Here is a 13,314-nt window from a genome sequence, read left to right as displayed (position 1 = left end):
GGCTCTGTGCCGGGGTTAATAATTTCCAGCATAACCCACGTTGGCAAGGGGCAGGCACTTTTTTGCCAACTGTCAGCCATTATGTCTCAGGGCGAACGGTGTAAGTCATTGATATTCCGTTCGTGGTGAGCCTGTCGAACCATGAACGGTATCCGGAAAACGACTTTTTACGACTTCATCAAAAATGAAAGATGAAAAATGAAAAGTAAGACCAACTTCTGTGGAGGTTTTTCCAACTCCCCCGCAGGGGGAGAGCAACCCCTTCACGAAGCCGAGCATCGCAGAAAGGTCGGGAAAAAGGGCGAGATCGTGTGGTCCGGAACGGACCACCACGCGAAGCGTGTTATCGAGCCCCCCGACCTTTCGAGAAGCGCAGGGAAGTCCCGCTTTGCGGGACCGAGTGACCGGGCGCCTTTTCTTTTGGTTCGTTTTCTTTGGGCGAGCAAAGAAAATGAACAAAAACAATTAGTTGCACAACTTTAGAAATGAAAAATACAGAAGCAGAAGCATCCACCATTGGGAACACGGCGAAAATGACTTTCTCCTTTACCTTACATCATCAAGACACCGGCACACGCGGGCGTCTCGGCACGGTCACGACCCCCCACGGGAAGATTCATACGCCGGCCTTTATGCCGGTGGGGACGCAGGCGGCGGTGAAGGCCGTCAGCCCGGAGGAGGTGCGGGAGACGGGGGCGGAGATCGTCCTGGCCAACACCTATCATCTTTATCTCCGTCCCGGTCACGAATTAATCCGGGAGTTGGGTGGGCTCCATTCCTTCATGCACTGGGACGGGCCGATCCTGACGGACAGCGGAGGATATCAGGTTTTCAGCCACAAGGCTCTGCGGAAGATCGGCGAGGAAGGGGTGACCTTTCAGTCCCACATTGACGGATCCCGGCATCATATTACGCCGGAGATTGCGATCGAGATCCAGGAGGCCTTGGGGGCGGATATCATCATGGCCTTTGATGAATGTACTCCCTATCCCGCGACGGAAGACTATGCCCGTCAGTCGATGGAGCGGACCCTCCGCTGGGCAAGACGGTGCCTGGAGCGGAAGACCCGGCCCGATCAGGCCCTCTTCGGGATCATTCAAGGCGGGATGTACCCTGATCTTCGCGTACGCTGTGCCGAGGAACTGGTGAAAATCGGTTTTGACGGCTATGCCGTCGGCGGGCTGAGTGTGGGGGAGACGAAGCCGATGCTCTATGAAATACTCGAGGTGACGGAGCCTTTCATGCCGGCGGATGCTCCCCGCTACCTGATGGGGGTGGGCAAACCGGAGGACCTGGTCGAGGGGGTCTGCCGCGGGATCGATCTCTTTGACTGCGTCATGCCGACCCGAAACGCCCGGAACGGGTTTCTCTTTACCCGGCGGGGAAGACTGGTGATCAAGAATGCCGTACACACCCGGGAGGAGATCCCCATCGATCCCGAATGCGGCTGTTACACCTGCCGGAATTATTCAAGGGCCTATCTGAGACATCTCTTCATGGCCGGGGAGATTCTGTCCATGCGGTTGAATACGATTCATAACATTACTTTTTACGAGGAGTTGATGGGCAATCTTCGGAGAGCCGTCGGAGAGGATCGGCTGGAATCGTTCCGGGAGGAATTTTACGCGGCCTATCGGACGCAGGAGATGCAGCGGAAATGAACCATGGTGTTTCTATATCATTTGTTTTTGATTTCTGTTTTTTAATTTTCATTTTTCCTACAGGAGGCGAACATGTTTTTTACACTTGCATTTGCAGAGGGGGCGGCGCCGGCTGCCCGGGCGGGCGCCGGGTTTCAACAGATGATTCCTCTCCTTTTGATGGTCCTGATTTTCTATTTTCTGCTCATTCGCCCACAGATGAAGAAAACGAAGGAGCACAAGGCGATGCTGGAGGCCTTGAAGGTCGGAGACCATGTGGTGACGAGCGGCGGGGTTCACGGAGAGCTGAAAGCGATCACCCCCGATATCGTGACCTTGCAGCTTGATGACCGGGTCAAGATCAAGGTGGATCGTTCGGCGATCAGCCGGAAGACGGTCTCGGAGAAAGCATCTTCCTGAGATCTGCCGTCTTTTCGGCAAATTCTTCGGATGTGGATTGGCGGGACAGCCCGTAAAGGTTCTGAAAAGAAAGATGAATTTGAATTTTAGCTTTGATTTTGATTTTTCGTATGTTATATTCGACATTTAATGTGGAGATTGACGGAATGGGTCAATAAGATCCTCCTGTGTTTCCGGTGCATTCATCTTTTTGGTCGGTTGAAAGGAGTTCGGGGATGGACAAATCGTTGCAATGGAGAGCCGGGGTAATCCTTTTCAGTATCCTGGCCGCCGTTTATTTTCTTTACCCGGTTCAGGGGCATAAGATCAATCTTGGGCTCGACCTGCAGGGGGGCATGCATCTCATCTTGGGAGTGCAGGTGGACAAGGCCGTCGATTCCGAACTTGATCGGATGGTGGATGAGTTTCAGGATCTCCTGGATGACAAAGGAATCGATTATGTCCTCGTTGAGAAGGTAGGCAATGTCCTTGATATCGAGACGCTTGACCGTAAGGGGATTGCAAGTATCAAACAGGTGGTTGAAGAAAGTTATGCCGGGATCCTGAATCTGGAGGAGCACGGCGAAAACCATATCTCACTCACGCTGAAGCCGAAGGAAATTCAACGGATCAAGCGCACCGCGATTGATCAGAGCCTGGAGACAATCCGGAATCGGGTGGATGAATTCGGGGTCTCCGAGCCGACGATTCAGCGGGAGGGACGGGACCGGATTCTCATTCAGTTGCCGGGTCTTAAGGATACGGCACGCGCCAAGGCGCTGATCGGCAAGACGGCACGGCTGGAGTTCAAACTCGTTGACGAGGAACACGATGTTGACCGTGCGCTTCAGGGTGACATGCCGATGGAGGATGAGATTCTCTATGAGCGGAATTCGACGGGCAACAAGACCCCGCTGCTTCTGAAGAAGCGGGTCCTTATGACCGGGGATACCATCACGGATGCCCGCGTCAGTTACGATCGTTTTAACGCACCCTATGTCTCCCTGACTTTTAACCGGCGAGGCGCCAAGCTTTTTGGCAAGTTAACCGCCAAGTATGTAAAAAAACGAATGGCCATCATCCTTGACGGAACGGTCTATTCCGCTCCGACGATTCGGGAGCGGATTGCCGGTGGGCGGGCCCAGATCTCCGGACGATTCAGCTTGCAGGAAGCGAAGGACCTTGCGATTGTCCTCCGCGCCGGTGCCCTGCCCGCACCGGTCACTATTGAGGAAGAACGGACCGTCGGTCCCTCCCTGGGGCAGGACTCGATCAAGAAGGGGATGAAATCGATCATCATCGGCGGGATCCTTGTGGTCGTGTTCATGGTGATCTATTATAAAGTGGCGGGATTGGTCGCTAATGTCGCACTGATTCTGAACCTTTTGTTTATGATGGCGGCCCTGTCCGGGTTGAACGCGACCCTGACCCTCCCCGGAATTGCCGGGATTATCCTGACCATCGGTATGGCCGTGGACGCGAATGTGATTATTTTTGAGCGGATCCGGGAGGAACTCCGTCAGGGCAAGACGGTCCTTTCTTCGGTTGAGGGAGGCTATGACAAGGCCTTCAGTACGATTCTGGATGCCAATGTGACGACCCTGATTGCAGCCTTTGTCCTTTTTCAGTTCGGGACCGGGCCGGTCAAGGGGTTTGCCGTCACCCTCTGTCTCGGCATCATTGCCAGTATGTTTACGGCGATCTTTATTACACGAGTGATTTTTGCTTTCTATCTGGGGAAACGTGAAGTGGAGCACCTCAGTATTTGATCGGCTTTCGTTGGATCAAACTGCTCAATTGTTGAAAATACATGGAGAGGGAATATGGAGATTATCAGGCCCAATACGAACTTTGATTTTCTGAGCAAGAAGGTGTTCTTCATCGGGGTTTCCGTTTTGATTATTCTGGTTGGGATCGGATCCATCGTGGTCCATAAAGGCTTGAATTACGGGATCGACTTTGCCGGGGGGACACTGATGCAGTTGAAGTTCAAGGAACCTGCCGACATCGGTAAAATTCGGGAGAGTCTCAAGGAGGTCGTAGGGGAGAGTGTGATTCAGGAATACGGAAGTCCTGATGAAGTGATGATTCGGGTGGAGCAATCCAAAAAAGGGAATCAACTCGCCGATAAGATAAAAAAAGGACTGATCCAAACCTTTGGAAAAGATTCTTTTATCGTAGATCGTGTGGGTGTTGTGGGTCCCCAGGTTGGGCATGATCTTCGGGAGAAGGCCTTCTTTGCCCTCCTTTATGCCATGCTCGGTGTCCTCATTTATATTACCTTACGGTTTGAATTCCGTTTTGCCGTCGGGGCGATCGTGGCCCTGGTCCACGACGTACTGATCACGGTGGGGGTTTTCTCTCTTCTGAACAAGGAATTTACCCTGCCGATTATTGCTGCCGTTCTTACCATTGTCGGGTATTCACTCAATGATACCATCGTTGTTTTTGACCGTATCCGGGAACGTTTTGCCCTGAAACGAAAAGAGTCCTATGAGGAGACAATCAATCGTAGTATCAATGAGACCTTGAGCCGGACCATCCTGACATCGTTAACGACGCTGATTGTGGTCATCATTCTTCTTTTCCTGGGCGGGGAGGTCATCCATGACTTCGCCTTCGCGCTGACGGTGGGGATTGTGGTTGGGACCTACTCCTCCATTTTTATTGCCAGCCCGATCCTGGTCATCTTTCAGAAGTTTGCCAAGCCGGCTCGTGGCTGACGGGAGGCTTGATCCGTCTTTGGCCTGCAAGCTTCTTTCTGAAAGAGTACGATGGAAACAGTCGGATTTATCCTCCTCCTCTTCTTCTTCCTGGTTGGATTTTTCGCAATATTTTTCGGTTTGCCCGGGACGTGGCTGATCCTGGTTACATCCTTTCTTTATGGGTACGCCGACAGTTTTGAGAAGCTTGGACTGACCCTCCTCGCCGTTCTTGCGGTGATTGCCGTTGCGGCGGAAGGGTTGGAATATCTGCTCGGAATGGCCGGGGCAAAGCGGTTTGGTGCTTCCCGGAAGGGTGCGGTTGCGTCCCTTGTGGGCGGGATCATCGGTGCGGTCCTGTGTGCTCCTCTTTTCTTCGGGATCGGCGCCCTCCCGGGTCTTTTTGCCGGGGCTTTTTTCGGGGCCTTTTTCTATGAATGGACGACCCAGAGAGACCTGAGGCATTCCTTCCGGTCCGGTGTTGGTGCATTTTTGGGAAGGGTGTCCGGCACGATGGTAAAACTTCTGGCGGCCCTGGGGATGATCGGGACGGTTCTCTTTGCCCTGCGATAGTTCCGCAGGAGAATTCCTACTTGTTTTTCCTGATGTAAAGACTCCAGGAATCAGCCTTTTCCCGGATGCCGATATATTCATGTCCGCATCTGTTGACCCAGTCCGGGATATCTTTTGTCGAGATCCTGTCGGAGGAGAGGACTTCGAAAATTGTCCCCGGCGAAGAGAGTCTCATTACTCGAATCAGTTCCACCAACGGGCCGGGACAGTAAATTCCGCGGGCATCAATAACTTTGTCGACTTTGACCTGTTGTGGTGCCGTACGATGTATTCCCGATTCGGAAGTGAAGGTATTCATAAATATCCTTTCAGGTTTGGATTACGTACATTACGACCCTGTTCTGCAAAATATATGCCTACACTGTTCAAGATGGGTGTCTGCTTTAACTGGTTGATAATACAGCATTAATTTATGATGATTTTGCGACCCCGATCATGGCGATCCAGAGAGATGGGCGGATATGTCAAAGTTCTTGTCTATATTGTCCCTATTTGTTCAGACAGGATATCCGGGATTTTATCTTCCGTAAAAGGGTGATTGTGGTGCGGACCTCTCTTCTTGGGAAATACTGGAAATTCCGCGAACACGATGAAGAACAGGTCCGGGACCTCTCCGATGCCCTTGGGGTCTCCTCTTTGACTGCGGCCGTACTCCGGCACCGGAAGATCACCAGCCGGGAAGAAGGGCGGATCTATCTCAATGCCGGATTGTCCGATCTTTCCAATCCTCTGGAGATCCCCGGAATTGTTCCGGCCGCCGAACGGATGGTGGCTGCCCTCGAAAGGAAAGACCGGATCTGTATCTTCGGGGATTATGATGTCGATGGTGTGACGGCAACCGCCCTGCTGGTTCGAATTCTGAATCGTCTCGGAGCCGATGTGACCTGCCTTCTTCCGAACCGGTTGAAGGATGGTTATGGTCTGCATCGTGCGGTGATTCCCCGGATTGTGGAAACCGGGGCAAAGCTCCTGATTACCGTAGACAACGGGATCTCTGCAAGGGAGGAGATTGCGCAGATCCGGAAGGCGGGGATCGATGTGATTGTGACGGATCATCATGAACCGCCGGAGGTGCTGCCGGAGACTCCTTATCTGGTCAATCCGAAAATGGAGCCGGCCCGTGCCGGACATTTTGCGATGCTTTCCGGCGTCGGTCTGGCCTTCGCCCTGTTGGTCGCGGTTCGGGCCCTCCTGCGGGAGAAAAACAGTGACGGCCGCCGGGACCTTCCCAACTTGAGGGAGGTCCTCGACCTGGTTGCACTCGGAACGATCGGGGATGTGGTTCCGCTCGTTGGGGAAAACCGGATCCTGGTCCGGCATGGCCTGGCCGAGATCGGGCGGAGCAGGAACCGGGGGATACGGGCGCTGGTGAATGCCGCGGGAATCCGGGGTTCTGTGGTTACCCCGGGACAGGTCGGGTTTGCCCTGGCGCCCAGAATCAATGCAGCAGGCCGACTGGGGGATGCAATGCTTGCGCTTCGAATGCTGGTTTCCGACGATCCGGAGGAGGTTGAGGAGCTTGCAGCGATGCTTAATACAGAGAACCTCCGCCGCCGTGAGATTGAAAAGAAAATCTTTGCCGAGGCACTGGAAAGGATGGAGCGGGAAGGGAGTGAGGGCAAGGTTATCGTCCTGGCCTCCGAAGACTGGCATCCGGGGGTGATCGGGATTGTTGCCTCCCGGATGGTGGAACGATTTTATCGGCCGACGATTCTCATTGCCCGGAAAAATGGTATGGGCGTAGGTTCCGGGCGAAGTATCTCCGGGTTCTCTCTTTACCGCGCCCTTGAAGCCGGAGGGGAGTACCTGCAGGGGTTCGGGGGGCATGAAGTGGCGGCGGGGTTGACCGTGGCCTGGGAAAGGATTCCCGCATTCCGGGATGCGGTCAACCATTATGCGGAAGAGACCCTTGATGCGGAGACCCTGGTTCCTTCAATTTCCATTGACGATTCCCTCGTGCCGGAACAGGTCACCCCGGAACTCCTGGGGGAACTGGAGAAGCTCAAGCCCTTCGGGATCGGGAACCCGGAACCGGTTTTTCAACTCTCCGGCGTCAGACCGCAGTCGGTATGCATTGTTGGTGAGGCACACCTTCGTTTCCAGGTTCCCTGCGGAAAGGGTCTTTTGAATGTCATCGGATTTAACCTTGGGAAGTATGCCGACCCTCTCACGGCTGCGCCCTCCTCGGATCTCCTCTGCCATCTGCGCTTCAACGATTTTAATGGAAAGCGTTCGGTACAGGCCGTTCTTGTCGATATTCGGCCTGAAGTGCATCAGGGGGCTTGACCCGCTTGCCCTTTTTCTCCCGGTAAAGCTGAAAAAAGCTAAAGTCTTCTTCTCTCTCTCCGATAAGGTGTAAGACTCCCGGGCTTTTATGATCCGCGCGGGGTCACAATACTCGCTTTCCCTATACATGATTATTCAACCGGAGTGGATCATGCCTCGGTTTGTACGTCTATTCGTCAGGGCTCTGTTTCTCTCGACCTTTCTGGCCGGGATGACAATGAGTTTTTCTTTATCCTCCCTCTCGGCTGCAGGGCCATCGGACCCTGAGTATTCCGGAATTTCTCTTTCCATCCATGCCGGCTGTATGAGTGCAACACTGACGGGGGAGACGATGGAATCCATTATGGAATCGGTTGCCCGTCAAACGGGGATCTCCATTTCTGTTGAGAAGTCACTCCTTGACCTTCCCCGGACGGTTCATTTCAGGGATCTCCCTATGGAAGCGGGGCTCAAAAAATTAATCGGACGGGAGAGTTATGCCATGGTCTTTTCCTCAACTGTTGATCTTCTCGGGAATCATCCCGTGAAGTCGATTCGTGTCTATCCCCGGGGAAAGCCCGATGCAGGCCCTTCTGTGCAGCTTCGTCCATCTCAGAGATTCAATCAAAGGTTCAGGCGGGATATGGAATTCAGTCGTGAAGAAATCGACGCGATCCTGACCCGCAATGAGAAAATCAGCCGGTCTGCTGTTGCCCGCAGGATTGAAAGAAGAAAGAATCGTCCACTTTGGGAGTCTGCTTCCGGACGAAGAACGCTGCTGCAGGAGAGCATCTACCGGGCGAAGCAGGCCCGAAGGTTCAAGGGATTAAGGAGCGGGGTCCTGGCCCGGCGGAATGTCTTGGAGGCAGAGAAATACGCCCGTCTTTATCCAATCATGGTGTCCAGGGGAGGAAAAGAAGACGAGCACAAAAGAGAGGAGATTTTGCGGGAAGGAAGACTCAGGGAGGCACAAAGATCATTTTATTGATTTCAGGGAGGGTTTATCATGTGGTGGAAAAGAATCGGTCAATTTTTGTTTCATGAGGTTCTTAGTCTGTTTCTCTTACTGGCTTTTGCAGGGTCTGCAAGTGCAGTGCTCTCCGGTGTTACGATCGATACCGGAACGGCAGGCAGCCTTTCAACGGTTACCATTACCCCCGATAACGACGGGAATACCGACCAGTCTTTTATCCATTTCTCGTCGGATGTCGATGCCTCCTTCCGGGTGATTGTCGACACGGACGGAGACGGTCTCTTTGAGCCACCTGACTGGAGTGATCCGAATTCCTGGAAGACCTCCGATACCACGATGGATGGTTTCATAAATAAGAATGAGACGATGGATTTCATGTTTGAAGGAAGGGACAATAACGGGAATGTCCTCCCCAACGGGGTCTATAATATCAAGATTATGACCGATGGTGACGGGGACTGGACGACAACTAACGATGAGGCCTCTGATACGTCGCTTTCCGTTACGATCGATTCTCTTTCGATCTCGGGAACAGTCTATGAAACCGACGGGACGACCCCGATCTCCGGGGCTGAGGTCCATGCCGGGTCCCAGTACGGATGGGGACAGACCTTTACCGCCTCAGACGGTACCTACACGGTGGCCGGATTGAAGGCAGGGAGCTATCATGTTGATGTCAAGGCGAACGGATATGTGAACGGCAACTATCCGAACGATGTCTCTGTATCATCGGGGAACAGTGTCACCGGGATCGATTTTTCTCTTTCCCCTTCGGTACAGATCTCAGGTACGGTGACGATTCCGGCAGCCTTTACTTCTTTCACCAATCAATGGGGGGGGACGGAAAACCAGTTGATGATCAACATCAACGCCTGGTCGGACGATGGCTCCGAGTGGACCTGGGGGAATGCCACGATTCAGGCGGGTTCGCAAACGGCTTCCTATTCCGTGGATATCACCCCTCCGACCTCCGGGCAGAAGACCTATCATCTGCGTGCCGAGGCGGAAGGATATTCGAGCAGTGAGGTAACGGTCACCGTCGATTCGAGCGGGGGAAGCAAGGACCTGACGCTTTCGAAGGCCAGCCGGATCTACGGAACGGTCACACTTCCTACTACCAATTCGACGGGGGGCCAGATGTGGCTTGATGTCAGCGCCCACACCACCGATGGAACCATGGCTTGGGGTGGCGGGTCCATTGATAACGGCGCCACCCAGGGAAGCTTTGACATCCGTTCGGCTCTGCCTGGAACCTATACGGTGGAGGTCCGTGTTCAGGGTTATAAAACGACGACCGTGAATGATGTGACGGTCACGAGCGGCGCCGATGTGAATCTCGGCAACCTGACCATGAGTCAGGGGGGGAGCATCACCGGAACCGTAATCATCGCCGGTGATACTTCAACCTATGCGACCTATGGGGGCGATGATTACAGCCAACCGATCAACCTCTGGATTGATGCCGGATCATCCGATGGCGGCTGGGGCGGGACCAATGTCCAGGTGCCCCGAGGGACGAACAAGAGTGTATCCTACACCATCGGAGGTCTCGATCCCGGGACCTATGAAATTCATTCCGATTTGGGCGAGGGATACGAACAGACCCCCATGCCGTTGACGGCGACCGTCACGACCGACAGTCAGACCTCCGGAGTCAATCTGACTTTTGCACCCTTCTCCGGCGCAATTTCCGGTACGATTTCCGGAAGCGGCGTCCAGATGTCCAAAGTCGTGGTGAAGGCGACAAAGTCCGGCTGGGGCGACTGGCAGGAGCCGGTGATGACACAGCCTGCATCGGATGGGACTTACTCCCTGACGGGACTGGGGACGTCGGAGTATATTGTAGAAGTAAATGAATACAGTAATGCAGCCCAGATGCTTCAGGGGCAGCCGGGGATGCCCGACGGAAACTTCGGCACCGAAACGGCACGGATTCCCGTCATGAATGGGGAGACTGCAACGGGACAGGATTTTACCCTGAGTACGGGTGCCTCGATCTCCGGGACGGTCAGTCTGGAGACGGGATATTCCGGATCGGTAAGCTTTGCCAATGATCTTGTGGGGCAGAGCGTCATGGCGATCCCGATGAAAATGGCTATGATGGGTGGATCTACCATGTACATGGGGCAGATTGCCTCCGATGGGACTTATACCATCTCCGGTCTTGCCAAGGGTGCCTACAATATTTCGCCTCCTACACAATTAACGGACCACTCGACAGGAGGTGATGTTTTTCAGCAGGCCTTTCTGCCCGATGTGGCGGCCGATGACCGGATGGTTTCCGTTTCTGCGGGAGAGGCAAAAACCGGAATCGATTTTACTCTTTCCAATGGTTATACTGTTACAGGTACGTTGACCTTGCCCGAGATCCCTCAGAACTCCGATCCTAATTTCTGGGTGGCCGATATCGAACTGCATCATCCGCAGAAAGCGGGGATGGGACGGCATATTCCGGTTTTTTCCAAGGACTTCTGGACAGATCCTACAGATCCAGCTACAGCGACCAAGACCTACTCCTTCACTCTGCCCCATGTCATGGACGGCGACTATGTTGTGCAGGCCTGGACACCGAACTATACCGTGGCCAGCAAGAGCATCACTGTCAACGGAAGCGATGTGGTGGGAGCAAACCTGGACCTGAAAAAGGGTGCAAATATCGAAGGGAAACTGGTTGATGCGGAGACCGGTGAGGCGATCACCCCGGATGACGGGATTTCCATCCGTTGTGAGGCCCATCCCTGGGTGGAAGGGAGCTGGCGAGAGACCCGGAACGACCCCTGGTCGACAAGCCGTTTCATTGCCGTCGATTCAAGCGGGCAGGAGACCACCGACGGGAACGGAACCTATACCGGTCAATTCCGTCTGGCCAATCTTCCGGCGGGGACCTATGTGGTGACTATTGAGGCAGAGCATGGTTTCAAGCAGAACGGTGCCAAGAACTATGTGGGGATCCGGAAGGCCGGTGTCGTTGTGCCGGATACGGAAGGGGCGACCGTGGATATCGGGACTCTGAAACTTCGTGAAGGGGTGACCGTTTCCGGGACCGTCACTTCGGCGGCAACGGGCAGTGCCGTCGGGAACGTCAATGTTTGTGCGCAGCCGGACGATGAAAAAGACGGATCCACCTGGGCCTGTGCTTCAACCGGTTCCAACGGGGCATACACCATCTATGGCGTCGATCCCAACGTGAAGTATTATACTGTGGTCGGTGGTTCCCGCCCCGATTTTATGGACTTTGCGCCTGTCGATTGGGGTGAGGTGAAAAAAAATGTGGAGGTCGGGACGAACGGTCTGACCGGGATAGATTTCGCACTGCCCGTCGCAAATGCTTCCCTCTCCGGTACGCTCCACAAGACCGGCAGTTCGCCTTGGAAGGTCCCCTTTATGGATGAGGACATGCCGGCGCCCTACCTGCTGCTCCAGAAGCAGGGAGAGGTCTATTCCGATCCGATGGACGGAATAGATTTCATCGGAGAGCCGAGCGACTCTGATACGACGACCTTCAGTGTTGACGGGATCGTTCCCGGGAAGTATAATCTCAAGGTCTTCTGTATGGGTTATACCACGAAGATTGTTCGGGATATTACGATCTCGGCAGGGAGCAATACCCTTTCCACGATCGAGTTGACGGAAGGAGAAACGGTTTCCGGGACGATCGTCAAGGAGGACGGGACCTACCCGACGATGGGCGAAGTTAACCAGGTGGTTGCAGTCTCCGCCGATATGGATACCATCATCTTCGGAAGTGTGACGTCGAACGATGCCACACGGGAAGTGACGGCCTATTCCGTCCCCGGTCTCGAAACCGGGAAGAGTTACAATCTGTTGCTTGTGCATGACAGTGAGGACGGCCCCTTCGAGCTTCATGTCATGCCCGACAAGGTGCAGGGCGGGGATACCTACAATGCCGTGCTGACCGACACGCCGCCGATTATTACGGCACGGGCCAAGAAAAACAGTGATGGCACATTTACCATCGCTTTCTTCAGCACGAGTTATCTGAATGATGCCTCGGCCGATGACATCCTTTCCGTCGATCAGGGGTCGATCTCTGCGACCATGGGGTCCGACAAGATGGGAATTACCGGCACCTATACGCCGCCGGCATCGATCATCGATCCGGTCTATACGGTGACCTTTACCGCCCATTACGGCAAGGATAATACCGTCATTACCAAGACCTTCCAGTACGACATGAATGCCTCGGCCTTCAATGAGGGGACGGTGGAAGCCCTCCTCGGCGGATCCGTCGGCATGGGGCAGGGGGACAAGTCGAAGGTCTTCTTCGAACCGGGTGACATTACCGACGGCGAAGGGGACGGTGTTACGACGGTGACTTTGCAGAAGGACGACTCCACTCTGTCCAGTAACGGCTTGAGTACGAACGGTCTGCGAGGCGAATCGCTCCTGGCGGAATCGACGCCGGATCTTCCGTCTTATGCCACGGCTGCCAGTGGTCTTTATGACATTGATCTTCCGAGTGCGGACTCGATTGCTTCCGGGGCGTCGGTGACGATCCAACTGCAGTACAGCAGTTCCATTACTGATCCCAGTGATCTCCATATCTATCACTATACCGGTGGTGAATGGGTCGCTGAGGATACAAACAGGAGTGTTGACACCACCAATCATACGATCACCGCTGATGTGACCAGCCTCTCTCCCTTTGAGGTGGGGAACGGTTCGGCCGGTTCCAGTTCGTCGTCCGGTTCCGGTTCCAGTTCATCGTCCGGTTCCAGTTCCTCCAGCAGCAGTGGCGGTG

Annotated in this window: 8 protein-coding genes and 1 pseudogene (1 of these 9 running past the window's edge); 8 read left to right on the top strand and 1 reads right to left on the bottom strand. The window is 54.2% G+C overall.

All coding sequences use genetic code 11. From position 1 onward, the window contains the following. The first annotated feature begins 533 nt into the window (after positions 1–533). From tgt to GXP58_08230, 5 genes are all read left to right on the top strand, one after another. Positions 534–1,661 carry a tRNA guanosine(34) transglycosylase Tgt gene (tgt, locus tag GXP58_08250; protein NOY53596.1) on the top strand — a complete coding sequence of 376 codons (1,128 nt, stop codon included), beginning with the start codon at positions 534–536 and terminating at the stop codon, positions 1,659–1,661. Between the two features lie 72 nt (positions 1,662–1,733). Beyond that, positions 1,734–2,060 (top strand): preprotein translocase subunit YajC, encoded by a 327-nt coding sequence (yajC, locus tag GXP58_08245; GenBank protein ID NOY53595.1) that lies wholly within the window; start codon positions 1,734–1,736, stop codon positions 2,058–2,060. 215 nt (positions 2,061–2,275) lie between these two features. Further along, on the top strand, positions 2,276–3,808 hold the full coding sequence (secD, locus tag GXP58_08240) for a protein translocase subunit SecD (protein NOY53594.1): 1,533 nt from the start codon (positions 2,276–2,278) through the stop codon (positions 3,806–3,808). A gap of 54 nt (positions 3,809–3,862) precedes the next feature. Next, positions 3,863–4,762, top strand: coding sequence for a protein translocase subunit SecF (gene secF / locus GXP58_08235; GenBank protein NOY53593.1), 900 nt, complete (start codon positions 3,863–3,865; stop codon positions 4,760–4,762). A 51-nt stretch (positions 4,763–4,813) separates the two neighbouring features. Next, complete coding sequence (locus GXP58_08230; protein ID NOY53592.1) at positions 4,814–5,314, top strand: DUF456 domain-containing protein; 501 nt, start codon at positions 4,814–4,816, stop codon at positions 5,312–5,314. A 16-nt stretch (positions 5,315–5,330) separates the two neighbouring features. On the opposite strand, the gene GXP58_08225 is transcribed toward GXP58_08230, so the two are convergent. Then, positions 5,331–5,612, bottom strand: coding sequence for a sulfurtransferase TusA family protein (locus GXP58_08225; protein NOY53591.1), 282 nt, complete (start codon positions 5,610–5,612; stop codon positions 5,331–5,333). A 245-nt stretch (positions 5,613–5,857) separates the two neighbouring features. Here GXP58_08225 and recJ point away from each other — a divergent pair, with 245 nt between their 5' ends. From recJ to GXP58_08210, 3 genes and pseudogenes are all read left to right on the top strand, one after another. Continuing rightward, positions 5,858–7,600, top strand: coding sequence for a single-stranded-DNA-specific exonuclease RecJ (recJ, locus tag GXP58_08220; protein ID NOY53590.1), 1,743 nt, complete (start codon positions 5,858–5,860; stop codon positions 7,598–7,600). A gap of 151 nt (positions 7,601–7,751) precedes the next feature. Next, the gene (locus GXP58_08215; GenBank protein NOY53589.1) at positions 7,752–8,567 is read left to right on the top strand and encodes a hypothetical protein; all 816 of its coding nucleotides are present in this window, start codon (positions 7,752–7,754) and stop codon (positions 8,565–8,567) included. Positions 8,568–8,585: 18 nt separating this feature from the next. Next, positions 8,586–13,314 (top strand): annotated as a pseudogene (locus GXP58_08210) (carboxypeptidase regulatory-like domain-containing protein); it runs 152 nt beyond the window's last position.

It is taken from the genome of Deltaproteobacteria bacterium, assembly GCA_013151235.1.
Taxonomy (GTDB): Bacteria; CG2-30-53-67; CG2-30-53-67; order CG2-30-53-67; family CG2-30-53-67; genus JAADIO01.
Note: the sequence above shows the minus strand (reverse complement) of the source record. Positions and strands in the feature narration are given on the sequence as shown.

What these genes read in the sequence shown, in the direction of transcription:
- tgt (NOY53596.1), top strand. Translation starts at nt 534, where the DNA reads ATGACTTTCTCCTTTACCTTACATCATCAAGACACCGGCACACGCGGG.
- yajC (NOY53595.1), top strand. Translation starts at nt 1,734, where the DNA reads ATGTTTTTTACACTTGCATTTGCAGAGGGGGCGGCGCCGGCTGCCCGG.
- secD (NOY53594.1), top strand. Translation starts at nt 2,276, where the DNA reads ATGGACAAATCGTTGCAATGGAGAGCCGGGGTAATCCTTTTCAGTATC.
- secF (NOY53593.1), top strand. Translation starts at nt 3,863, where the DNA reads ATGGAGATTATCAGGCCCAATACGAACTTTGATTTTCTGAGCAAGAAG.
- GXP58_08230 (NOY53592.1), top strand. Translation starts at nt 4,814, where the DNA reads ATGGAAACAGTCGGATTTATCCTCCTCCTCTTCTTCTTCCTGGTTGGA.
- GXP58_08225 (NOY53591.1), bottom strand. Translation starts at nt 5,612, where the DNA reads ATGAATACCTTCACTTCCGAATCGGGAATACATCGTACGGCACCACAA.
- GXP58_08215 (NOY53589.1), top strand. Translation starts at nt 7,752, where the DNA reads ATGCCTCGGTTTGTACGTCTATTCGTCAGGGCTCTGTTTCTCTCGACC.